Genomic DNA, 23,823 nt, shown 5'->3' on the forward strand with positions numbered 1-23,823 from the left:
TCTTTCATGCACATCACCAAATATAGCATATGCTATATAATCATCAATTTACTATCCCGAAATAAACGCTCCTGCACGTGGATGAGCGTCAGTATGGCCGTTCTCGGGACTGCGCTCGCAGCCCCCACATTGCCCGAAACAAAACCGCAGACCGTCAAGAAAACCATCTCGCCCGAGAAAGCCTCCGCCCCCGAACGGATCAGCGTCACAGGACATCTCAATCACGAACGCGCGCGCATTTTCCCCGGCCTCGGCGCCGTGGACTACACCATCGACCAACGCCAGATCACCACCACACCCGGCGGCCAGAACGCGGCCTTCAGCCAGATCCTCCTCCGCGTCCCCGGCGTTGTTCTCGACAGCTATGGCGAGGTCCATGTTCGCGGCGAGCATGGCGGCCTGACCTACCGCGTCAACGGCGTGCTGCTGCCGGAAGGGCTGAACGGTTTCGGACAGGAACTCGACACGCGCATCATCCAGTCCGTGGACCTGCTGACCGGCACCCTCCCCGCCCAGTTCGGCTTCCGCACCGCAGGCGTGGTGGACGTCACGACCAAGACCGGCGACAGCCTCAAACACAATCAGGTCTCGCTGTATGGTGGCAGCTACAACACGTTCGTCCCGTCCGTGCAGTTTGGCGGCCAGCATGGAAAACTGGACTATTTCACCACCCTGTCCTTCACGCGCAACAATATCGGCATCGAAAACCCGAGCAACACGTTCCGCGCCATCCATGACGTGACCGAACAGGAGAAAGCCTTCGCGTATCTGTCCTACCATCTCGACGACGCAAGCCGGATCACGCTGCTAACAAGCGCCTCCTACGCGGATTTCCAAATCCCCAACTCGTTCAAGACATTCGACACGACCAGCCCGGACTACACGACCCTGTACAACGTCGCGGGCGTCAATCCACATGACCCATCCATGAACTGGGCCAATCTGAACGACAGCCAGACCGAACAGAACTACTACGCCGTGCTGTCCTATCAGCGTACGACCGAGAAACTGAACCTTCAGATCTCACCCTATTTCCGCTACGGCCGGATCGACTACACACCGGACCGTGACCGCGACCTGATCTATCAGGGCGTCTCCGAACATGAAGTCAACGACTTCACGACCGGCGGCATGCAGGCGGACCTGTCCTACGATATCGCCCCCCATCACACCCTGCGGGCCGGTCTGCTGGGGCAGTACACGTCCGAACGTCTGGATACCAATACGCTGGCCTTCCCCGTGGACGACGCCGGAAACCAGACATCCAACACCGCAAAACGCATGATCGACAATACCGGCAACTGGTCCGTCGAAGCGGGCGCCTATATTCAGGACGAGTACAAAATCACCCATAACCTGACCTTTAATTACGGCATCCGTTACGACCGCTTCGCCTCGTCCTTCGACAATGAAGGACAACTCAGCCCACGCGCGAACATGGTCTGGAAACCCAGCCGCACCACGACGCTGCATCTCGGCTATTCGCGCTATTTCGCCCCGCCTTCCCCGCAATATGTCTACCCGTCCACACTCGCGCGCTTTGCAGGCACCACCAACGCGGCCGCGAACACGATCAACAGCGCCACAAAAGTCGAGAAATCGAATTACGTCGATGGCGGCATCCTCCAGCGCATCACACCCGAATTCCAGATCACGCTCGACGCCTACGCCAAATGGGCGCATGACCTCACCGATCTCGGACAGTTCGGCCGCGCGGTCATCCTCGCCCCCTTCAGCTACAAACGCGGCCGCGTCTATGGCGCGGAATTCGGCAGCTCCTGGCGCCACGGCCCCTGGTCGCTGTTCGGTAATTTTTCCTACGTCAAAACCTCGGCCCGTGACATCAATTCGGCGCAGTACCAGTTCGATCTGGCGGAACTCGCCTATATCCGCAACCACGCGATCCAGCTTGACCATCAGGGCGAATTCACTGCCACGGCCGGGGCATCCTGGACCACGAAACACGACATGGCCTATATCGATTTCGTCTATGGCTACGGCCTGCGCAGCGGCTTCGCCAATCTGGAAAAAGAGCCGCAATACGACGTCTTCAACATCGGCTATCAGCACACCTTCCCGAAGGTCCCGGTCGGGCATGACATCAAAATCCGCGCGGACGTCATGAACCTGTTCGACAAACGCTACCAGCTCCGCAACGGCAGCGGCGTCGGCATCTATCAGGCTCAGTACGGCCAGCGACGCGGCACATTCTTCTCAGTCGTCTCGGAGTTCTGAACGGATGTAAGAACCCGGCCTCACACCGGAACAACCAGCCCCCCCTAGCTCCTGGCGCAGCGACCCGATGCCGCGGTCAAGCTGCGCCAACAGTCTGTCCAGCCGCCCGTCATGCATGATTTCCAGATCACGCAATTCGCAATGGATCCACTCAAGTCCGGCTTACTCGGACCATTGCGGATAATAAACGGCGTAGGTCGTGTCTTCGAGATTGTCTGGATAGAGCATGATGCGATCCAATCCTCGCGGGTCTGGCAGCAGCTCCATCAGAGCCTGAACAATCAGGAATGCATGGGTATGTCGATATCTTCTCTGCCTATGACATACAGTCTACATCCGCGTACTTTCGGGCGGTGTCACGGGCGTATCGGCGTTGTGGTAATAATGATAGCCGAGCCGGACCGACTCAGCCTGCCAGTCCGACCTTGCGGAAGAGCCCAGATTGCGAAGCTAAAGCATGCATGAAAACTATTTACCCCCGCCGGCAAATCAGGGCATCGGCCCTGACGCGTTTCAGTTTTTCAAACCAGCCAGAACCGGTGCCACAAATCGTCGGTTTTCCAGGACCGGCAGCACCTGCCGGGCATGAGCGACCCGCTCCCGCTCCAGCGTAGCAAAACCGAGAGCCGGCGCCTCGCCCAGAGCTAGCGTCACGACACCCAGCGGATCGACCACCATGCTGAACCCGGTATTTCGCGCGCCGCATTCCCCGACCGCCACGACATAGCAGGTATTTTCCAGCGCCCGCGCCACGGACATGATTTCCCAGTGGCGTTCCTTGCCCGGCCCCCGCACCCAGGCAGCAGGCAAAAGCAGGGCCTCTGCGCCCGCCAGAGCCAGATGACGCGCCAACTCCGGAAAGCGTACGTCATAGCAGGTCATAAGACCCACCTTCATATCCCCGATCTGCACCACGGGCGGCAGTTCCAGCCCCGGTGAGGTGCGCTGGGATTCCTTCATGCTGAATGCATCATACAGATGCAGCTTGCGATATGTTGCAATGAAGGCTTCGTCGCGCAACACGAACTGCGTGTTGTAGAACCTTCCGTGCCCGTCAGGCACATTCACACATCCCGCCACGGCAATGCCCTGACTGGCCTTGCGCAGCCCCTCCATGAACGGTCCGTCCAGCGGCTGCGCCGTCTGCGGCAGGAGTTCCGGGTTATTGATGTCCTGAGCCAGAATCCCTTCGGGCAGGACCAGAAGCTCTGCTCCTCCCTCCCGCGCCCGTGCAATCAGGTCGAGGCATTGCCGCTGGTTGGTTTCCCAGTCCGGCGCAACAGCAAACTGTCCCAGAGCAACTCTCATCACCGCATTCCATTTCCACAAGTCGCATGGGCCATCACGCCCGCCACCACAGCATGCCTGAGCGGTAGGATGGGGTGAAGACGAAATACAGAATTCATGCAGGTAATTCTGTCAGCCGCCAGCGCCCAGAGCGGCTCTGATACTTTTCGGTATAGAAAAAATATCATATCGCAAAGAAAATGAAAAACCAATAAAAATCCCCAAAAGGGCAGAAATAAAGCCCGAACACGCTATAAATGAAAAATTATATTTAATGTTAATTTGTATATAAATACAATTAACAATTTTTTATTCAACTACATTAATCGGTTTTCATTTTTTTTCCATAAAATACCCAATCAAAATATGAAAAAATTTAACTATTGCGTTATTTTTTCCTAAATCCACACGATAATATTTTTCTCTCCCCACAACTTTCCGGAGACATGAAGTACGTCAGGAGTGACCTGAAAATATTTTTAAAAGCTATCGCGCCAGACTTCATGCACATGTTCGAGACATCTTTTGACATGGATGAATTAGTTGCAACCGCTCACCTTCCGCACGCTGCGCTCCCTACGGTTATCGGGACGCGGATATTTGCTTCTCGGCACAACACTAAGCGCTCTTATGCTGAGCACCGCGGCGCGGGCCGATGACGATATCGTTTCAAAAATGGAACAGGAAATGAGTCGCCTTCAGGCCGCTCAGGCTCATGTGCAGGAAGAACAACGCGCCATCAATCACGACATGGCCCTGCTGAAGGCGGAAATTGCCCGACACCGCACCTCAAGCAGGTCTGCTTCCCATGCGCCCCCCTCGCATGACGGACAGCTCGCCACCGCCCGTCTACCTGATCGCAATGATATCCACGCAGACCATAGCAAACGGATCACCACTGTTTCCGCCGGCCGTCATAGCCTTAAAACTGCCGAAGCTCCCCAGTTTGCAGCTACACCAAGCGAAATGACCGCCGCCGCCAGAGCCGAACCCGTCCACGGAGCCGTGGCCCGACGCGACCGCGTTTCCCTCTCTCCCACCGGACGCGGAGTGATCGACACCGACAGAGGCTCGGAACTCGCCGTCGTCGGCCATCGCGCCGAAGACGTGCTCGTCCATTTCGCAGAAAACGGTGTGGGTCCGCATCCGCGTGAGACGATGGGCGCGCAGTCCGCAGGTGCCATCGGCGATCACGGCGTGTTCCACCTTGGCCCGGTCACGCTCATGCTCGGCGGTTTCGTCGATATGGCCGCCGTGCTCGAAAACCGTCATGTCGCATCCGATACGTTCAACTACTGGCAGGACATGCCGTATCCGAACGAGCCGCGCTACCACACCAATAATTTCAACGGCAGCGCCCGCTACAGCCGCCTGTCCCTGCTCGCACGCGGCAACATCAATTCCGAAGCCATCATCTCGGGCTTTTTTGAATCCGATTTTGGCGCCGGCGCCGTCACGACCGATCCTTACGAGAGCAACAGCTATTCCTTCCGCATGCGTCAGGCCTATCTCGCCTATGACGACAACAAGGCAGGCTGGCATTTCCTCGGCGGCCAGGCCTGGAGCCTTCTGACGCCGGGCCGTGCGGGTATCGTCGCGCGACAGGAAAGTCTTCCGGAAACGATTGAAGCGTCGATGCTTGCAGGCCAAACCTGGTCCCGCCAGTGGCAGGTCCGCATCGTGAAGGATTTCTTCCATCACCGCCTGTGGACGGCTCTTTCAATCGAAAATCCCGCCACGCTGTATGACACGACCGGCTTTTCCGCCAGCAACGGAGCCGTATCGATGCCCAACGGCTCCACCGTCACGATCGGCGAGAACGGCGTTGGCCTGACCAATGACACAACCAATTTCTCCAACGAGATCGCACCCGACGTCATCGGTAAGGTCGCCTACGATCCCGTCTGGGGCCATTACGAAATGGAAGGCATCCTGCACTTCCCTCATGACCGCGTGACGATGGGCAATACCGGCCATAACAACACCGCCGTCGGCGGCGGCGCGGGCGGTTCGATGATCCTGCCGCTCATTCCCGGCAAGGTGGAACTGCGCATGGCCGGCCTCGCTGGCTGGGGCATCAACCGTTATGGATCCGTCCTGCTGCCGGATGCCACACTCAAGGCCAATGGTAGCCCCGATCCGCTCTTCGGCATCCAGGCCCAGGCGGGCGTCATCGCACATCCCAACCCGCGCATCGATGTCTATGGCTATTTCGGCACGCAGCGCGTCGGCCATTCCTATTTCAACGAAAATGGCAACTCCTACGGCTACGGTAACCCGGGCTATTCCAACGCAGGCTGTCTACAGGAACTTTCCACGCTCTCCTGCACAGCCAATACCCGCAGCGTGTCCGAAATCACGATCGGCGGCTGGTGGCGCTTCTTCAAAGGCAAGTTCGGCACCGTGGAAGCGGGCACACAGCTTGCCTATTCGCGGCGACAGATCTGGTCCGGCATCGGCGGCGATCCGCATACCAGCATGAGCCAGATCTTCTTCGACTTCCGCTACCTGCCCTTCCAGTAAGGGCACACGCTCCAGGCAGGCTCACGCCTTGTCCGGAGCCTCCCGGCCTTCAGCGCCGAAGAACCGCGCATAGAGCGTCGGCAGTACGAACAAGGTCAGAAGCGTCGAAGAGATCAGCCCTCCGATCACGACCGATGCCAGCGGCCGCTCCACTTCCGCACCTGATCCGCCAGAAAACGCCATCGGGAAAAACCCCAGACTGGCCACGGATGCCGTCGCCAGCACCGGTCGCAACCGGCTCCGCGCGGCCCGAAACGCCGCCTCTGCCGCTGCAACCCCTTCCTGACGGAACACGCGGATCTGGCTGACCAGAACCACACCGTTCAGGATCGCCACGCCAAACAGCGCAATAAACCCGATCCCCGCCGCAATGCTGAACGGCAGCCCCCGAATCGCAAGTACGAAAATGCCGCCCGTCGCCGCCATCGGCAGGTTGGCGAAGACAAGCGCCGCAGCACCAAACGACCCCAGGGCCGCCACCAGCAACAGGAAAATCAGCGCCAGCGCAATCGGCACGACAATGAACAGGCGGTGCAGCGCGGATTGCAGGTTCCGGAACTGCCCGGCCCAGACCATCCGGTAGCCCTGCGGCATCCTGATTTTCTGTGCCACGGCCTGCTGCGCCGCCGCGACAAACGAACTCACATCCCGCCCGCGAATATTAGCCTGAACGATCACCCGGCGATGGATATTGTCCCGGTCAATCCGCGATACGCCATCCGACAGCACGATATCCGCCACCTGCGACAGCAAAACCCAGCCCTGCCCGTCCGCCCGGCGCACCTGTAGATGCCCGATCCGATCCGCCGAACTGACCGCGTCCTCCCGCAGACGCACCTGCGTTGGAATGATCGCTCCCTGCACCGTTACCGGCTTGCCAACATGCCCGCCCACGGCTTCCACAACCGCAAGAATATCTGGCACCGATACTCCCAGCCGCGCTGCCGCATCCCGGTTCACGTCGATATGCAGGAACGGCACCGTCCCGCTCCCCTGCAACGCGACATCCGCTGCACCACGCACAGTGTGCAGCGTCTCAACAACCTGCCCGGCAATCCGGTTCAGCTCCGCAAGATCATCGCCATAAACCGAAATCGCAAGCTGCGTCCGCACACCGGCCAACAGATCATCCATCCGCATCTGGATCGGCTGCGACCACGAATATGCCGCATCCGGCCGCGTCTTTTCCAACACGTCATTGATCTTCGTAACCAGCCCGGCCTGTGTGGACGCCGTCTTCCATTCCTCACGCGGGCGGAGGAAAATGAACGTATCGGTCTCGTTCGTCCCCATCGGATCGGTCGGGATTACTGCTGTTCCCGTGCTGCTCACGACCGTTTTCACTTCGGGGAAAGAGCGCAGGATTTTCTCTTCCGCCGTCACCCCCTCCAGCACCGTATCGAGGGACGCCCCCGGCAGACGCGTCGAAGTCAGGACCAGCGAGCCTTCCTCAAGCTGCGGCACAAACTCCCCGCCCAGACGTCCGCCAATCAGCAACGCCGCCAGAAACGCAACACCCGTGACGATCAGAAGGCGCCCGCTGTGATATTCCGTCCAGCGCAGAGCGGGCTCGTAATACCGGCGCACGGTCCGCACGAACACGGTCTCCCGGTCCGCCTGGACCTTGCGCATCAGCATTGCCGCAAGCACCGGCACACAGACGAAGCAGTAAACCAGTGAGGCCAACAGGGCCATAATGACCGTCTGCGCCATCGGCCGGAACATCTTGCCCTCGATGCCCTGAAGCGTCAGCACCGGCAGATAGACCATGATGATGACGAAGATTGCGAAGCTGACCGGCCGTATCACGGCCTTTGCAGCATCCGCGGTCAGGGCTGCGAAGGGGCGTGTCCCATGGCTTTCCCCACGCTCGACCATGATGTGCTCCACCACGACGAGCGAACTGTCCACGATCATCCCGAAATCAATCGCGCCCAGACTCAGCAGATTGGCCGACACGCCAAACAGCCGCATCCCCGCCATCGCCGCGACCAGCGACGCCGGAATGACGGACACGATCACCAGCGCCGCCCGCCAGTCCCCCAGAACAACCACCAGCACAAACAGCACCAGAACCGCACCGATCAGCAGGTTTTCCTTGACCGTATGGATGGTCTGGCCCGTCAGATCCGCCCGGCTGTAAAACGGCTCCAGCGTAACACCCGGCGGCAGGGACTGGCGGATGGTGGGCAGGACATGCCGGATCGCATCCAGCGTCGCATTCGAACTAGCGCCGGTCTGCATCATCACAACGCCAATGACCGCCTCGCCCTGCCCGTCGCGCGTCACGGCTCCAAGCCGCGTGCGGGGGCCTGCGGACACAACGCCCATGTCGCGCAGCCGGATCACATGACCATTTGTGCCAAATTTTACGGGGATGGCGCCAAAATCCGCCAGACTACCCACGAGCGCACGCCCGACCACGACATTCTGCTCGGCATGATGCGCAATCCAGCCCCCACCCGACGAGGCATTATTCGTGTCCACGGCCTGAATAATATCGCTGATCGACACACCGAACGCCCGCATCCGCGCCGGATCAACCGCCACCTGATACGTCTCGACCGACCCGCCATTGACGTTGACGTCCACCACGCCCGGCACCAGCCGAAGCTGCGGCACGACCGTCCAGGTCATGAGCTGGTTCAGCTCCATCAGGGAAAGCCCGGCGCCCCGAATCTGCAACTGCATGATCTCGCCCATGCCCGTCGCCAGCGGCCCCATCGAGACACTCACACCCGGCATCGTGATACTGTCCCGTGCCGCCTGCAACCGCTCGGCAACCCGCGTCCGGTCCAGATCGATATCCGTCGCGTCATCGAACTGGAGATAGACCGCTGACACTCCTGTCCGCGACACGGAACGCAGATCTGTCACACCCGGAATGCCCGTCAGGCTCGCCTCAACCGGAAAGGTAATCAGCTTCTCAACTTCTTCCGTCGCCAGTCCGGGGGCTGTGACCGACACCATAACCTGTTTGGGCGAAATATCCGGTACCGGCTCGACCGGCAGTCCCGGAACGGTCATGATCCCGCCGATCATCAGCGCGACAAGCAGACCCAGCAGGACAAAACGGTTGGACTGGAGAAAATGCAGCATGAAACCCAGTCAGTCCGTATCCAGCCCACTAACGAGCGACATGGACTTCAGGGCAAAACTGCCCTCCGTCACCACACGATCCCCCACCTTCAGATTTCCCTGCACGACGACACTCTCATCCGTCGCCAGCCGCACCCGCGCCTCACGCGGCGCATACTGTCCTTCAGCGGTCTGAACATAAACGAGGTCATGCCCCTCGATCGTCTGCACCGCATTCGACGGCACAATCATACCGTCCACGGCCTCGCTGGTTTCAAGAGCCGCATCCAGCATGATCCCCGGCCGCAGGAACGCCACGGGCCGATCGACGACACAGACGACCTTCACAAGCCCCGTCACCGGATCGGCAACGCCGTCGATTGTCGTGATGGCCGCCCGGAACGGCTCCGCCCGTGCATTGCCGGACGGACGGACCGTCACAGTGCCACCGGGCACCAGCCGCGACACTTCATCCGGCCGCAGATCCGCGACAATCCACACCCCCGACAGATCCACAACCGTCGCCACCGCCTGCCCCGGCGTCACATCCGACGCCACGGAGGTCTGAATGGACTGCACCACGCCACGCACCGGCGAAATCAGCGTAGACGCCTCATCCTGCACGATCTTTTCCGTCACGGAGGTGAACTCTTCCGTCAGCCGATGCTGAATCAGCCCGATATCCGCTTCCCGCGCTACGACAGTGCTACGCGCCTGCTGCACCGCTGCCTGACGCCGCCGCACTTCTCCGGCGGACACCGTGCTACCCAGAAGCGACTGCCCGCGCCGATACGCCAGTTCAGCCTCCCCCAACGTCGCCTTTGCTGACGCCAGAGCAGCCTCGTCCTGCTCAAGCTGAAGATGCAGCACGTGAAGGGAATGATCCGTGTAATCAATAAGCGCCTGCCCGGGCACCACAGTCTGCCCCGGCGTCACCCGCACAGCCGTGACCTTCCCGTCCCCGCTCGCGCGGATCACCACCGTCCGCGACAGATCCGCGCTCACGCGCGCCAGCGCTGAGACCGTGTCATGAAGCGTCCCCTGCCGCACCAGCGCTGTCTGGAGATGCTCCCCCTCCCGCGCCTCCGCCCCGAGCGTCAGCGGCTGCATCCAGCCCGGCGCATCTGCCGCACCCGCACGTCCAAGCGCACACAGCACCACCCCACAGACCAGAAAACGCACAAACCGACTCATGGAATGGTCCCCGTCGCGATACCCATCCGGATAATCGCCGCATGCCAGGCAATCTCAGCACGGTTCAGATCCAGCAGCGCCCGATACGCATCCATCCGCGCCCGCAGAGCCTCGATCAGTGGCGTCTCACCAACTCGCCAGGACTGCTCCATCCCGTCCGCCCGGCGCAACATGGAACTGGCCTCAACCCGTGAATTCGACAGCGATCCCGTCGCCGCCACCAGATGCGCCCGGACCTGTGCCATCTCATTGCGCACAGCCCGCCGCGCCTCGACTTCCTCCCGTCTCGCCGCCGCCATCCGGTCGCGGGCAGCGGATTCCTGCGGCGTATTCGTCACAGCGCTCGGCAGCGGCACCCGCAGATTGACACCCACCTGCGTATCCCACGGGCTGCCAAACTGCCCCTGATCGATCGCATCAACCCCCACTTCCGGATTGGGCATAAAACTTTTGCGGACCAGCTTCATCTGGTTCTGCGCCGCAATCACCGCCTGATGCGTCGCCCGCACCCGCGGATCAACATCCTCGACCCAGCGCGCATCATTGGCCCGCGTCAGCCCCAGCCAGTGCTCGTCCGCCTGCGTGATATCCGGAACGCCCGGCAGCCCCGTTAGCGTCCGTAACTGGCTCGCCGTAGTTTCGATTTCCTCGGCCGCCATGTCCGCTTCGCTGCGGGCCTGCGCCAACTGCGCCTCCACGGCCTGCTGGTCCGACATCGCGATTTCCCCGGCATGCCCGGCCCGCTGTACACCGGCTTCAATCCGCTTTAGCGCAGCTACGGTCGCCAGCGCCGCCGTCTGCCGCCGCATAGCCATGATCGCAGCCCCGGTCGCATCCACGACCCGCACCGCAACCGACATCCGCTCTACGTCAAGGCGAACGGTCGCCATCTTCGCTTCGGCCTTCGCCACGTTCTCAGTCGCCGTACCCTGCCCCGGCAACCATAGCGGTACCGAAACCCCACCCTGCCAGGTGATGTACCCATGGTTGGAACCGCTGATTCGGTCATCATAATAGTCCCCCGTCAGCGTCGGACCGCCTGCAAACCAGGACTGCGCCGCTTTCGCCCGCGCATCGGCAGAATCCTGATTGACCTCAAGTTCAGCCCGTACAGGGTCCGCCTTCCAGGCCGCCGCAATCGCATCATGAATGGACAGCGGCGCCACGAGCCCCCCTTGTGCACGGCTCTGTCCCGCTCCGACGATACAGACCACCATGAGCGCCACGCCGGTCATCCACCCACGCGACACCCCCGTCCGGCGCGTAACGAGGAGGGAATGAAATGCCATGTCCGTGTCATCCCCTGCCCCGCCAGTCCTGTCAACGAAAGGAAATGCGACCTTTGCTTCCGTTCCCCCACAGGACACCAGAGGCCTGCACCAATTGCCCCTCCCTCCAAACGGCTTTATGACTCCGAGATAAGAGTCATTCTCATTTTGAGCCCGTTGTTCCTATCTCCGCCCCCCTCTCCTTCAAGGCCCGACGTCCATGCTGATCCATATCCCGAACGTCCTCACTCCCGAAGAAGTCCGCTACTTCCGTGACAGACTGGAAGGCGCGGAATGGGCAGACGGACGCGTCACTGCGGGGGAACAGTCCGCCAAGGCCAAGCTGAACCTCCAGATCCCGCAGGATTCCCCCGAATGCCGCGAACTCGGGGAATTCGTCCTGCGCGCGCTAGGCCGTAACCCGACCTTCAACAGCGCGGCCCTGCCCCTGCGCGTCTACCCGCCGCTCTTCAACCGCTACGACACCGGCATGCATTTCGACGCCCATGTAGACAACGCCATCCGCCCGATCCCCGGTGCTGGGATGCGCATCCGCACGGACGTCTCCTCCACGCTCTTCCTCACCGGACCGGACGAGTATGACGGCGGCGAACTCGTCATCCAGGACACTTACGGCACCCAGAGTATCAAGCTCCCCGCCGGCGACATGGTGCTCTATCCCTCGACCAGCCTGCACAGCGTCAGCCGCATCACACGCGGCAGCCGCTGGGCCTCGTTCTTCTGGTCCCAATCCATGGTCCGCGACGATACGAAGCGCCGTCTGCTTTACGAATTTGACTGCTCCATCATCGAAACCCGCAAGGCGCTGCCGGACAGCCATCCCGCTGTTCTCGGGCTGACCTCGACCTATCACAACCTGCTGCGCCAGTGGGCCGAACTGTAAGAACAGGGCTGCATTCAGGGTTCAAAATAGGCGGGCGCGCGCCATTATGTTAAGTTTCCCGAAATAGTTAAAATAAAATTGACACCGCGCATAACAAGAAAGAAAAATCCCGAAACAGACCTCCAAAAATATACCCAAAAACAGCTGGATCTCCTTTTAACGAACGCTTAATTATTCTACGATATTACTCAGATCTCCTCTCGATAGAGCCAGACCTGAGTGATAAAAAAGCAAGAGGATGATTTCCGGAGAAGCCTAGATTATATGAAGAACTGGCCTCACCCCCCCCGCGACGATTTCGTTCTTCATGCCCTAGACTGCTCCGCCATTGTCGCCATGACCGACACCCGCGGCTGCATTCTTTCCGTCAACAGCCGGTTCGAGGAAATCAGCGGATATACGCGGAACGAACTCATTGGCAACGATCACCGGATGCTGCGCTCCGGCCAACACGACCGGAAGTTCTTCCGGCAGATGTACCGGACGATTGCCTCAGGCAATGTCTGGCACGGCGAGATCTGCAACCGCCGGCGCGACGGCTCCCTTTACTGGGTCGACACCACGATCGTTCCCCATATTTCGGAAAGCGGAAAAGTCACCAGCTATGTGGCCATCCGCTTTGATATCACGCCACGGAAACAGGCGGAAAACCACCTGAAATCCAGCCGTCAGAAGCTCCAGCACGCCGTCAATACGGACTTCCTGACCAAGATTTCCAACCGCCTGCACTTCTCTCACACCCTTCGCAAAACCCTGCGCCAGAGTGCCGCAGGCCATATCTGTCTGGCTCTGCTCGACATCGACACATTCAAGACGGTCAACGACACGTCAGGACACGATTCCGGAGACCGGCTGCTGCGCAAGGTCGCCGAGAAGCTCCAGTCCTTCCAGAGTGAAAACTGCTTCATCGCTCGCATCGGTGGCGACGAATTCGCCATCCTCATGACAGGTGACTGCCCGGCGCTGTTCGAGAATATCCTTCTCGAAATCCTCGAACAGATGCGCTTCAGCTTCCGCAACCGCACCATGACCCATGCCTGCACCGCCAGCATCGGCTATGTCCGCGTCCCCCTGGTCGATGCACGGGAAAAAGCCCTTCTGAAATGCGCCGATCTTGCGCTCTATGCCGCCAAGACCAGCGGCCGGAACCGTATCCGGGAATATCATCCTGTCATGGAAGAGAAACTGGACCATGCCGCCCGCCTGCGCAGACGGGTCCAGACCGGACTACACGACCAGAGCATCGCGGTCTTTTACCAGCCCATCTTTTCCCTAAGTACGCCCGGCAATATTTCCTTCGAGGCCCTGCTGCACTGGGACCATCCGCAGCACCCCATCCTCTCGCCTCAGCATTTTCCCGAAGTCTTTGAAGACCCAAGACTGACCCTGACCCTGAATACCTTCGTTACACGGCAGGTCATGCAGGACATGCGCAGACTTCGCGAACAGAACGTCCGCTTCGAACGCATCGCCATCAACATCACATCCTGCGATTTCGAAGGTAGCGATTTCTTCCGGAAAGTCGTTCTCCTAGGCGAGGAAATGAACATCCCGCTCACCTCCCTGGCCCTCGAAATCACCGAGAACATCTTCTCGCGCCCACACCACGGCCAGATCGAACAGGAACTCGACATCCTTCACCAGAAAGGTATCCAGATTGCCCTCGATGATTTTGGAACAGGGTTTGCGTCCCTAACGCATCTCAAGACCTTCACGTTCGATGCAGTAAAGATCAACCGGGCTTTCGTGGCCGGTCTGGAACGTCATGGAACAGACGCCGCGATCATCCGGGGCGTGATCGACATCGTCCACAGTCTCGGGCGCAAGGTCGTGGCCGAGGGGATCGGAAACGCGACACAGGTCCGCACGCTTCTGGAGATGGAGTGCGATTTCGTGCAGGGCGATTTTCTGTGCGAGGCTGTGCCGGTCATGGACATCCCCGCCGCCCTTGAAAAGATCCGCTACCGGTCGCTTCTGCCCCCGGCAGCCGAACCAGCCTGACGGATCGTCCGACCCGTCAGGCACCAGCATCAGAAACGCTGGTCAATACCGGTGAGGATCGTCCGACGCAGACCATACTGCGGCGCACCCACACCGATGCCACTACCGTCACGCAGCAGATAAGTCCGGTCGAACAGATTGGTCACGTCCAGACGCAGCTGCGTGCGCTTGAGGAACGGCACCTGAAACAGATCCTTGAAAGACTGGACCAGCGACAGGTTGAACGTGGCATACTGAGGCACGGAAGCCCCGTTCGGCGTCGCACCATCGGCCCGCAGACCGCTACCATAGACCATTGAGGCAGACAGGCGTAGCGGATGGCCGGTTCGGTGGAAGAGCGAATAACTTGCGCCGGCAGACGCAGTCCAGCGCTGGTCATGATCCAGATGGATCCAGTGCTTGCTGGTATAAGCCAGATCGTCGGGATCAAAATTCCACTGCGCCGTCGTGATATCCTTGCCGATAGCGCGCGACCACGAAAAATTGCCATACACACTGAAGGCACCGCGGGTGTAGTCCGTGGCGAATTCATAACCATTAACCTGACCGCGACGGTAGTTGAACGCCGACAGAATGACCGGAGAGCCGAACTGCCCTTCGTCGATCATGTTCTTGGCGAGTTTCACATACGCATCGAAGGACGCATGCCAGCCCGGCAGGATCGTCTGTGAGAAGCCCGCGTCAAAGTAATGATCGCGCTCGGCCTTCACGTTGCTGTTCAGGAACGTCCCAGGAGCCGCTGACGTATTGACGAACTTGTTGAGCGACGTCCCACCCACGAGCTCAAACGGCGGCGGCGTAAAGTAACGCGAATATCCCGCATGGAACGTGCCGCCGTTCCAGGGCTTGTAAACAATGTTCAGGCGCGGACTGACCTGCTTGGCATGGGTATATTCATCCACCCCGTCAAACCGCAGACCGTAATTGATGGTCAGGTTCTTCAGCGGACGCCACTCGTCCTGCGCATAAAGGCCGTACATCCATCCCGTCCGACCCGTGCCGTCATGGATGGTCAGCGGATTATCGGAATAGACCGCGTTGCCATCAGCATCCTCGCCGCTCTGCGGATAAACGGTCGAATCCGATTTGGAAACGTTCCGTTCCACATAAATCTGATAGCCGAAACGGACCGTATGATTCTTCGCCGCCTGCCAGGTGGCATCGGACTGCGTTCCCGTCGAGAAGACCGAACGCGCCGCACGCTGGGCAATGCCGTTATAAACCAGATCCCCCAGCGGATCGGGCGAGTAGCGCAGCGAGCTGTAACGCAGCACGGCAGAGGTCTGGAAGCTCAGCTTGCCCATGTCTTTCTGCAGGGACAGAATGCCGAAATCCGTGATTTCCTTCTGATGCTCGGTCAGGCTCGAACTGTCCCCGTTGCCGTACAGCTTCTGCGACAGGTCACTACTCGCAAAGGACGGATTGGCAAACTGGCGCTGCTGCCCCGGATTGTTGGGAAGCTGGTATTCGGCATTGGACACACCCGCGGTCAGGCTGATCCGCGTATTCTCGTCCACCGTGTAACGAGCATGGCCCAGAAAGTGATACTGGTTCGTCAGATCGTGGATCGCATTGAAGCTCGGCGTGGTGTTTTCAATGCCGACACGGTTGTGAACGAAATCACCCGTCGCAAACCAGTCCCACTTGCCATGATGACCGCCAAACTGCGCAGACGGGAAGAAATAGTCGCGCGCGCCACCATAGATCGAAACATCACCACCAGCATCGGAATAGCCGTTCTTGGTGTTGATATCGATCACACCGGCCTGAAGGAACCCGTACTCACTCGGCAGCGCACCGGTCGTCAGTGACATGGAATGGGCAAAGCGCGTCATGAGCGCCTGTCCGAACACGCTCATACCTTCAGGCAGCTCTACGCCGTCGAGACGAAACTGCACTTCATTGTGGTCACCACGGATATGGATCTGCCCGTAGCTATCCTGCGCCACACCCGGGGCCTGGAGCAGCAGGGTGTTCAGACCCGCATTGTCACCGCCAGGATTCGTCTCGATGGCCTGCCGCGAAAAATTATAGGTCGTCGCCCCGGTCGAAGACTGAAGGGCCGCACGGGCGCGCTCGAGATGGGCATTGACGGTAACGTCATCTTCGCCCGTGCGACTGCTCTCCGTCGTTGTCGTACCATGCTGGTCGTCGGCATGACCGAAGCTGGCACGGGCAGCCGTGGACACATCATCCGTCTGGGTTTCAGTGGTGGCCGCAGCCGCCTGGGAAGACGTGACGGACGGAGTTACCGACTGGGCGAACGCGGAATCAGCAAGGGCGGTAGTGCAGCCCAAAAGCAGCAGGAAGGAACGGGCAGACACGATAGACGGCATGAAACCTCCGGACAGGGGGGATACGGCAAAGACGAAAGATTGTCAGAGCGGAATGCTTATTATGTTATATCATAACAATTCAAGCGAAATCTGCGCCTCTGTGCGCCATTGTGCATCGAGCGTTTGCTCTGTTGCATGAGTACAATATAAGCACGGTGATTTTTCGGGCTTTGCTGTTCTTTTTCAGGCAGGCTGCCCGCTTGGAACGCCCCCTCTTCCGGAGAACCGCCCTTTCCATGACGCTTCGCAAGGTCCTTCTCCTGAGCGCCAGCCTCCTTGGCCCGTCCCTCGCCCTGGCGGCCTCGCCGGAAAAGACGAAGCCTCTGGCAGGCAGGAGCGAAGCGCCTTCACACGCCAATGCCCATCATCCGGCCGCAAAACCCGTACCCCGCAAAGCTACTCCCCAGTCCATTCAGGGCCGTAATACCGAAACGATCGCCGTCACGGCCCGGCGGACGGACTTCGCCTTTGCCGCAGCACAGCATAGCCCGGACGCCGACACGCGCCTGACCGCCGACCGCCTGACCCAGCGCGGTGTCGTGACCCTGCGCGATCTGGAGCGCGTGGCTCCAAACCTGACGATCCAGTCCATCAACGGCACGGCCTCGACCAATTTCTACCTGCGTGGCGTCGGCTTCAACGACTTCACAATGAACAACATCCCGACCGTCATGACCTATTTCGATGACGTGCCTTTCGCACTCTCGACCATGTCGAGCGGTCTGATGTTCGATCTGGCGGATGCGACCGTCACCCCCGGCCCCGTTGGCACCACGCACGGGCAGTCCGACACAGGCGGCGAAGTCCGCTTCCGCACAGCCGACCCCACCAGCACCCTGCATTACGGCGTCAGTCAGGACATCGCCTCCTATGCCCGCAGCCGGAGCGAGGCCTATATTTCCGGCCCGATCGCCAAGGGGCTGGATTTCCGTCTGGCCGGGCAGATCCGACAGGGAGGCGGCTGGCAGACCGACCCGCAGAACGGCGCCCATCTTGGAGACGCGGATTCCTATGCCCTGCGCGGCAAACTACGCTGGCACTCGGACGACAACCGCACCACGATCCTGCTTTCCGGCCATTTCGTGCAGGATAACAGTCAGGTCGTCACCAGTCAGGCCGTCCACCGCCTGATCGGCACAGCCGCTCTCCCGCATCTTGGACAGACACAGGCCGAATGGTCCTCCCGTTCGCAATTCGACAAACTGATCGGACGCCCCGAAGGCCTCAAACCCAGCGAGCACAACCAGTTCTGGGGCTGGGACCTGCATATGGACCATGATTTCGGCTTCGCGAAAGTCACGTCCGTCACGGCTTTCGAGACCGAGCGGCAGGGCGAATATACCGATCAGGACGGTACGTCCCGCTCCGAAGCCGACACCTACCGTACCATCAGCGCCAATGCCTTCACGCAGGAACTGCGTCTGGGTTCCAGCAATCCCGACAGCCGCCTGCAATGGGTGGTCGGGGCGTTCTATCAGCGCAGCCGCATGAAACAGCGCTTCTTTTTCGATTACACGGACTATGCAGCCCGCGGTTACATGATGGCCACGTCCTTCTCCATGAATCAGGAGAGCACGTCCGAATTCGGCCATATCAGCTATCGCCTGCCACATAACATAACGCTGTTCGCAGGCCTGCTGCACGAAATCGACGACCGCAGCCTCCCCGGCCTGACGTCAGAAATCTTCGGCGGCAGAACCAGATCCTTCCACGGGGAAAGCACGGCCGCAGCCCAGTTTGCGGGACAGGTTGGCGTGTCATGGCAGGCCACGAAAAACACGCTCGTCTATTACAAAATGAGCAAGGGCTTCAAACCCGGCGGCTTCAGCGCCAACAACACCCAGATCCAGGCCCAGCTCGACCCGTTCGGTCCCGAAACGGTGCTGACCTATGAACTCGGCTTCAAGAGCGACCCAATCCCGAACGTCCTGCGCCTGAACGGAGCCGCTTTCTACAACGACTTCCACAACCAGCAGGTCGTGGGCACGGTGCTGATCCCGAATTACGGCCCACTGAGCGAAATCACAAACGTCCCCAAATCCGAAAGCTGGGGCTTCGAAGGCACAATCGAACTGCACCCGGTGCGGCATGTTTTCGTCACGCAGAATATCGGCTGGCAGCGCGGCAATTATCAGGACTTCCTGAACGTCAATCGTGCCGCGACCAATGCCGCCTATGCCAAAACAGGCGTCTGGCGGGCCGTGAACAGCAATTTCGCGGGCGTAGATAATGGGCAGCCCAAGCTGACACTCAACGGTCAGGCCGAATGGCGGCAGGCACTGACACCAGGACTGGGCTTCGATATCGGGCCGGACTGGTCCTATCGCGGTAGCCAGGCCATCGCGGTCGGCGGCACAGGCTTCTATCGCCTGCCGCCCTATTTCCTGCTTGGCGCCCATGCGACCCTGCGTCCCTCATCGGGAAAGTGGGAAGTCACGGTCTACGCCTCAAACCTGCTCAACCGCAGCTTTTTCGAAAGCGGCGGTATGGCAACGACAACCTATTTCTATATTCCCGGACCGCCCCGTTTCATTGGCGGCCGCATGTCATACGGCTTCTGAGGCCTCTGTAAACGCTCAGCTGGCAATCAGGCTACGCGCCAGAGACCGGATTTCCTTAAGGGTGCTGTCGGCATCCATGGGCTCACGCCCCAGCAGATTCATCGCGCGGAAATGGATCGTACTCAGCAGCATATCCAGGACCGTGTCGGAATGCTGGCAAAAAACCTTCTCGCCACGCCGGTTTGCACGCTCAAGAAAAAGCGCCATCTGCGCACGCGCCGGGACCACGCTCACTTCCCACAGGACCTGACCGAATTCCGGGTCATGCACGGCCTCACCCAGCAGGGTCCCGTAAGTGCGGCCCAAAGGAGTGTCCAGAAACCGAATACGGGCGGCGATGAGTTCATCCACGTCACCCGCGAAGCTGCCCGTATCGATCTCCGGGGTCAGATCGTCACGCCACAGACGCATCGCATCAAAGAACATGGCCTGCTTCGTCGGCCAGCGGCGATAAACCGTCGCCGTCGACACTCCGGCGGCCTTCGCCACACGACTGATAGTAAGACCCTGATAGCCCTCTTCCACGAGCACCAGTGCGATCGCCGCAAGGATATTGCTCTTAAGCCTCAGATTGACTGGCCGACCCGGTGCCCGAGCAGTCGTCTGGTCCTGAGCGGGAACGTGCATTATGTTTAACGGTAAAGAATGCGGCACTATCGTCTGTGACATGGTCATTCCCCTCTCTGGCCATTTCACCGGCTAACATGACTTGGAATGAACGCAGCTAGTCAGATATGGATCCGCCGTTACAAGACGCATTTACGTTTATTTAGTAACAAAATATGTCCATTTTTATCAGGGGATCACACCAGCAGTCTGAAGGGCAGCCCTTTTCGCCTGAACCGCGGCCGCATCCATCGGCGCGGCTCTGACGGAGGTCACATCCTGAGCGGATATTCCCACAGGCGCCGTGCTGTTACCCAGAGTACTGACATAGGCCAGAACAGCTGCGATATCCTCATCTGACAACGTGCGGAATGACGGCATGAATCCCTTGTACGATTCTCCATTCACCGTGATCGGACCATGCAGCCCGTTCACCAGAACCGCCGCCAGATACGCTTTCCCGTCCGGATTGCCAGCAATCTGCCCGACCCGACCCGCAAGTGGGGGAAAAGTTCCCGGACGCCCCGCGGCCGCAGGCCCGTGACACATCGCGCATTTTCCCTGGTACAGCGCCGCTCCATCCGCAGCTATAACCCGAGATGCCATCAGCGGCATCAGGCCCAGAAAAGCCGAAAGCATGATCCTGAAGCGGGGTTTCGTTGTCATATCCGGAGCCCTTCCGCAGCTTGCGTCGTGATATCAATTCAGAAAACACTAGCTCCCAAATGCCCTGAAAGCTACCGCACGCCGCCTTTCTCGAAAGCGCAAAGACGCCTATCCTGCTGCCATCTTTCCTGCCGGGCAGCCGGCGCAGCCGGCAGAGGTTCCGCATGACCCAGAGCGAGACACCCCCTTCTTCGGATGGCACCAGACGGCGGGATCTGCTGGCCACCGGAACCGTGGTTCTGGGCTGTGCCGGGGCCTGCGCTCTAACCATCCCCTTTGTCGAAAGCCTGAAAAATCCGGCGGCAACGTCCCCGTCCGCCCGACTGCTGGACGTTGATCTGTCGTCTCTCAAACCCGGGCAGGACATGACGGTGCGCTGGCGGGACTGGCCTGTTTTCATTCAACGCCGCACGCCTCAGATGCTGGCCGTCCTGCAGACTCCGGATCATCTGGCCACCCTGCGGGACGCGGACTCGAAAGTCCTCCAGCAACCAAAGGACGCGACGAACTGGCACCGTTCGGTCCGCCCGGAGTATGGCGTACTGATCGGGATCTGCACCCATCTTGGCTGCGTGCCCTCTTTCGAAAAACCCGGCTCCACGCCAGAAGCGAAGGGGGGATATTTCTGTCCCTGCCACGGATCACACTTCGACGCTGCAGGGCGTGTTGCACGCCGCGCGCCCGCGCCCTGCAACCTGCCGGTCCCGCCCGTAACGTTCCTTTCCGACACGAAACTCCGCATCGGCCACAGCGCAGGTGATCCGGGCTTCAGCATGTCCGACATCCAACAGATCTGAGGACCGGACGATGCCCTCACCCAACAGAACGCCCGACACGGAACCACCTGGCTGGCTCGAACATCGCTTGCCGGTCATGAGCCTGCTGCGCCACCACTACGTTGCCTTCCCGATGCCCCGCAACCTCAATGCGTTGTGGAGCTTTGGCGCGTTCCTGATCGTCACAATGGCCTTCATGGTCGCCAGCGGCCTGTTCCTCGCGATCAACTACACACCTGACATCACCCAGGCGTTCGCCAGCGTCGAAGCCATCGACCGGCAGATCCCCTCAGGCTGGTTCATTCGCAGCCTGCATATGGGCGGCGTAACGATGCTGTTCGGCTGCCTCTACATCCATATAGGACGCAGCCTCTGGTATGGCTCCTACAAGGCGCCGCGCGAACTACTCTGGCTGACGGGGCTCGGCCTGATGCTGATGGTGATGGTGACGGCCTTCGCCGGTTATGTTCTGCCCTGGGGACAGATGTCCTACTGGGGCGCCACGGTAATCCTGAACGCCGTCCATGCCGTCCCGGTCATTGGCCAACCGCTGTCCGAACTCCTGCTGGGCGGTGACACTTTGGGGAACGTGGCGCTGCATCGGCTTTTCGTGCTGCATTTCACGATGGCTTTCGCGATCCTCGGCGTCATCGCCCTGCATGTCGCGGCGCTGCATGTCGTGAAATCGAACAATCCTTCAGGCGTTGATCCCGTCAGCCCGAAACAGACCCTGCCGTTCCACCCCTATTACACCAGCCGGGACGGTTTCGCGCTCTGCCTGTTCCTGATGGTCTATGCCGGGCTGGTCTTTTTCCTGCCCGATCTTTTGACTCTCGCGGACAACTACGTTCAGGCCAACCCGCTCGTCACACCGCGTGACATCCGGCCAGAATGGTATTTCGCACCATTCTACGCGATCCTCCGCGCAGTACCCTCACGCCTCGGCGGGCTTCTCCTTGCCTCGGGAAGCCTCGCCGTCCTGTTCGTGCTGCCCTGGCTGGACCGCTCCGCCATCCGCCCCGCAGCACAGCGACCGATGGTACGCATGTCGCTACACCTCGCCTTCGCGGCCTTCATTCTGCTCGGCATCACCGGGATGCACGCACCTACCCCGGCATGGCTGCTCGCCAGCCGCGTGGCGATAGCCTGGTGGTTCATCCATTTCCTGCTCGTCACACCGCTGGCCTCCGAACGGGAGATATCGTCATGACGCGCTGGACCCGGAACCTCATACTCACCGCCAGCCTGGTAGCCCTGCCTGCCTGTGCGAGCACGCCCGCCCAGCGCGGCCTGATGGTTTTCCAGCAGGTGTGCAGCACCTGCCACGGCATGGAACACGTCGCGTATGGCGACATGAGCAGCCTCGGCCTCTCGCCAAATGAAATTCGCAAATGGGCCGCCGACCAGCAGATGCCCAACGGCACGGACGATAATGGCGATCCGAAAACCCGTCCCGCCACAGCCACCGATCCCATCCTGTCACCTTACCCAAACGAGGCCATAGGACGTCTCGCCAATCACGGACTACTCCCGCCCGATCTTTCCCGGCTGGCTCTGACGCTACCCGGTGGCGCCGAAAAAATCCGGCAGATTCTGCTTTCCTATGCCCCCACTCCCGCAGGCGTGACGCTCGACGAAGGGCGCTATTACAACACCGCCCTGAAATGGAAGCATATCGGCATGCCCCCACCCCTTCAGGACGGCATGCTCACCTATCCCGACGGCACGCCAGCGACGTCCGCGCAGATGGCTAGCGACGTCTCGGCCTTTCTCGACGGCATTGCCCACCCCCATCAGACCGAACGCAAAAGGATCGGCATCTATGTTCTCGCCTATCTCGCTCTGATGGCACTCCTGACCTTCCTGCTGCAACGCCGCATCTGGAAGGGACGCCGCTAACCGTACTCTCCTGAACTACATCCGTTCAGCTTGGTCCATGCGATGCGCGGCCCGATAACTCAGCGGCATGACGGCCAATCCCTGAACCGTCTCGATCACATCCAGCTCAGCATTGCCCAGAAGCCTGATCAGGGCCTCGCGCGGCTTATAAACTCCAGCGACGGCAATGCTGCTCCCGCCGCGCAAAAGCCCTTCATCCATCAGCACGGGGCATTTCGTCTCGCGAGACAACTCGGCTACAGCCGCTGCAAGGGTCTTCGTTTCAATCTGAAGCATCGCCCGTTGAAGCGGGCAAATATCCTGTGTCCGCGTCACACTCGCTGCCACAACCGGGCCACCCAGAAACAGGACGCAGACCATCGCCCCCGCACCCAGCCCCCTGCGCAAAGACGCAGCGACCGCACGGAACATAATGTCTCTTTCTGGGTACGGACGGTCTGGCATATCCGTGGCTCTCCGCTGGGCACCCCCGAAAATACGGACAGGCAT

16 protein-coding genes are annotated in these 23,823 nt (G+C 60.1%); 8 read left to right on the forward strand and 8 right to left on the reverse strand.

All coding sequences use genetic code 11. The features are described from left to right. The first annotated feature begins 93 nt into the window (after window positions 1-93). Entirely contained in the window at window positions 94-2,235 is a 2,142-nt protein-coding gene (locus IGS75_RS03430; protein WP_237468959.1) for a TonB-dependent receptor, read from the forward strand. A gap of 513 nt (window positions 2,236-2,748) precedes the next feature. On the opposite strand, the gene IGS75_RS03435 is transcribed toward IGS75_RS03430, so the two are convergent. Further along, complete coding sequence (locus IGS75_RS03435) at window positions 2,749-3,543, reverse strand: deaminated glutathione amidase (protein ID WP_202258122.1); 795 nt, start codon at window positions 3,541-3,543, stop codon at window positions 2,749-2,751. 522 nt (window positions 3,544-4,065) lie between these two features. On the opposite strand from IGS75_RS03435, the gene IGS75_RS03440 reads away from it, so the two are divergent. Next, window positions 4,066-6,045, forward strand: coding sequence for a hypothetical protein (locus tag IGS75_RS03440; protein ID WP_202257583.1), 1,980 nt, complete (start codon window positions 4,066-4,068; stop codon window positions 6,043-6,045). Between the two features lie 21 nt (window positions 6,046-6,066). Here the strand turns inward: IGS75_RS03440 and IGS75_RS03445 are convergent, their stop codons facing one another. Genes IGS75_RS03445 through IGS75_RS03455 form a run of 3 tightly spaced genes read right to left on the reverse strand, consistent with a single transcriptional unit; the run spans window position 6,067 to window position 11,606 of the window. Then, a complete protein-coding gene (locus tag IGS75_RS03445; RefSeq protein ID WP_202257584.1) occupies window positions 6,067-9,144 on the reverse strand; it encodes an efflux RND transporter permease subunit in 3,078 nt (1,025 codons plus the stop codon). Window positions 9,145-9,153: 9 nt separating this feature from the next. After that, a complete protein-coding gene (locus IGS75_RS03450; RefSeq protein ID WP_202257585.1) occupies window positions 9,154-10,317 on the reverse strand; it encodes an efflux RND transporter periplasmic adaptor subunit in 1,164 nt (387 codons plus the stop codon). Further along, entirely contained in the window at window positions 10,314-11,606 is a 1,293-nt protein-coding gene (locus IGS75_RS03455) for a TolC family protein (RefSeq protein ID WP_237468961.1), read from the reverse strand. The genes IGS75_RS03450 and IGS75_RS03455 overlap by 4 nt, the downstream gene beginning before the upstream one ends. Window positions 11,607-11,805: 199 nt before the next feature. Between IGS75_RS03455 and IGS75_RS03460 the strand changes: the two genes are divergently transcribed. Together IGS75_RS03460 and IGS75_RS03465 are read left to right on the forward strand one after the other, a co-directional pair. Beyond that, a complete protein-coding gene (locus IGS75_RS03460; RefSeq protein ID WP_141350863.1) occupies window positions 11,806-12,489 on the forward strand; it encodes a Fe2+-dependent dioxygenase in 684 nt (227 codons plus the stop codon). 264 nt (window positions 12,490-12,753) lie between these two features. Further along, complete coding sequence (locus tag IGS75_RS03465) at window positions 12,754-14,490, forward strand: putative bifunctional diguanylate cyclase/phosphodiesterase (RefSeq protein WP_237468963.1); 1,737 nt, start codon at window positions 12,754-12,756, stop codon at window positions 14,488-14,490. A 29-nt stretch (window positions 14,491-14,519) separates the two neighbouring features. On the opposite strand, the gene IGS75_RS03470 is transcribed toward IGS75_RS03465, so the two are convergent. Further along, window positions 14,520-16,826, reverse strand: coding sequence for a TonB-dependent receptor (locus IGS75_RS03470; protein WP_202257586.1), 2,307 nt, complete (start codon window positions 16,824-16,826; stop codon window positions 14,520-14,522). A gap of 236 nt (window positions 16,827-17,062) precedes the next feature. Here IGS75_RS03470 and IGS75_RS03475 point away from each other — a divergent pair, with 236 nt between their 5' ends. Continuing rightward, window positions 17,063-19,387 (forward strand): TonB-dependent receptor, encoded by a 2,325-nt coding sequence (locus IGS75_RS03475; protein ID WP_202257587.1) that lies wholly within the window; start codon window positions 17,063-17,065, stop codon window positions 19,385-19,387. A 15-nt stretch (window positions 19,388-19,402) separates the two neighbouring features. Here the strand turns inward: IGS75_RS03475 and IGS75_RS03480 are convergent, their stop codons facing one another. Beyond that, window positions 19,403-20,014, reverse strand: a complete 612-nt coding sequence (locus IGS75_RS03480) for a TetR/AcrR family transcriptional regulator (protein WP_202257588.1) — start codon at window positions 20,012-20,014, stop codon at window positions 19,403-19,405. A 168-nt stretch (window positions 20,015-20,182) separates the two neighbouring features. Continuing rightward, window positions 20,183-20,659, reverse strand: a complete 477-nt coding sequence (locus tag IGS75_RS03485) for a c-type cytochrome (RefSeq protein ID WP_228123742.1) — start codon at window positions 20,657-20,659, stop codon at window positions 20,183-20,185. Window positions 20,660-20,823: 164 nt separating this feature from the next. Here IGS75_RS03485 and petA point away from each other — a divergent pair, with 164 nt between their 5' ends. The 3 genes from petA to IGS75_RS03500 are packed head-to-tail and all read left to right on the forward strand — an operon-like array spanning window position 20,824 to window position 23,334. Then, a complete protein-coding gene (gene petA, locus IGS75_RS03490; RefSeq protein WP_141350855.1) occupies window positions 20,824-21,456 on the forward strand; it encodes a ubiquinol-cytochrome c reductase iron-sulfur subunit in 633 nt (210 codons plus the stop codon). Between the two features lie 10 nt (window positions 21,457-21,466). Continuing rightward, window positions 21,467-22,645, forward strand: a complete 1,179-nt coding sequence (locus tag IGS75_RS03495) for a cytochrome b (RefSeq protein ID WP_202257589.1) — start codon at window positions 21,467-21,469, stop codon at window positions 22,643-22,645. Next, window positions 22,642-23,334: a cytochrome c1 gene (locus tag IGS75_RS03500; protein WP_202257590.1), complete on the forward strand. Its 693-nt coding sequence runs from the start codon at window positions 22,642-22,644 to the stop codon at window positions 23,332-23,334. Before IGS75_RS03495 ends, IGS75_RS03500 begins: the two co-directional genes overlap by 4 nt. Before the next feature lie 15 nt (window positions 23,335-23,349). Here IGS75_RS03500 and IGS75_RS03505 read toward each other — a convergent pair whose 3' ends face one another. After that, a complete protein-coding gene (locus tag IGS75_RS03505; protein ID WP_202257591.1) occupies window positions 23,350-23,745 on the reverse strand; it encodes a hypothetical protein in 396 nt (131 codons plus the stop codon). Window positions 23,746-23,823 lie beyond the last annotated feature (78 nt).

The organism is Gluconobacter sphaericus (assembly GCF_016757795.1).
Classification (GTDB): Bacteria; Pseudomonadota; Alphaproteobacteria; order Acetobacterales; family Acetobacteraceae; genus Gluconobacter; species Gluconobacter sphaericus.

Bases quoted from the DNA above. Each gene is read 5' to 3' on its own strand.
- IGS75_RS03455 (WP_237468961.1), bottom strand. From the start codon at position 11,606: ATGGCATTTCATTCCCTCCTCGTTACGCGCCGGACGGGGGTGTCGCGT.
- petA (WP_141350855.1), top strand. From the start codon at position 20,824: ATGACCCAGAGCGAGACACCCCCTTCTTCGGATGGCACCAGACGGCGG.
- IGS75_RS03485 (WP_228123742.1), bottom strand. From the start codon at position 20,659: ATGACAACGAAACCCCGCTTCAGGATCATGCTTTCGGCTTTTCTGGGC.
- IGS75_RS03505 (WP_202257591.1), bottom strand. From the start codon at position 23,745: ATGTTCCGTGCGGTCGCTGCGTCTTTGCGCAGGGGGCTGGGTGCGGGG.
- IGS75_RS03465 (WP_237468963.1), top strand. From the start codon at position 12,754: ATGAAGAACTGGCCTCACCCCCCCCGCGACGATTTCGTTCTTCATGCC.
- IGS75_RS03430 (WP_237468959.1), top strand. From the start codon at position 94: ATGGCCGTTCTCGGGACTGCGCTCGCAGCCCCCACATTGCCCGAAACA.
- IGS75_RS03495 (WP_202257589.1), top strand. From the start codon at position 21,467: ATGCCCTCACCCAACAGAACGCCCGACACGGAACCACCTGGCTGGCTC.
- IGS75_RS03475 (WP_202257587.1), top strand. From the start codon at position 17,063: ATGACGCTTCGCAAGGTCCTTCTCCTGAGCGCCAGCCTCCTTGGCCCG.
- IGS75_RS03480 (WP_202257588.1), bottom strand. From the start codon at position 20,014: ATGCACGTTCCCGCTCAGGACCAGACGACTGCTCGGGCACCGGGTCGG.
- IGS75_RS03460 (WP_141350863.1), top strand. From the start codon at position 11,806: ATGCTGATCCATATCCCGAACGTCCTCACTCCCGAAGAAGTCCGCTAC.
- IGS75_RS03450 (WP_202257585.1), bottom strand. From the start codon at position 10,317: ATGAGTCGGTTTGTGCGTTTTCTGGTCTGTGGGGTGGTGCTGTGTGCG.
- IGS75_RS03500 (WP_202257590.1), top strand. From the start codon at position 22,642: ATGACGCGCTGGACCCGGAACCTCATACTCACCGCCAGCCTGGTAGCC.
- IGS75_RS03435 (WP_202258122.1), bottom strand. From the start codon at position 3,543: ATGAGAGTTGCTCTGGGACAGTTTGCTGTTGCGCCGGACTGGGAAACC.
- IGS75_RS03470 (WP_202257586.1), bottom strand. From the start codon at position 16,826: ATGCCGTCTATCGTGTCTGCCCGTTCCTTCCTGCTGCTTTTGGGCTGC.
- IGS75_RS03445 (WP_202257584.1), bottom strand. From the start codon at position 9,144: ATGCTGCATTTTCTCCAGTCCAACCGTTTTGTCCTGCTGGGTCTGCTT.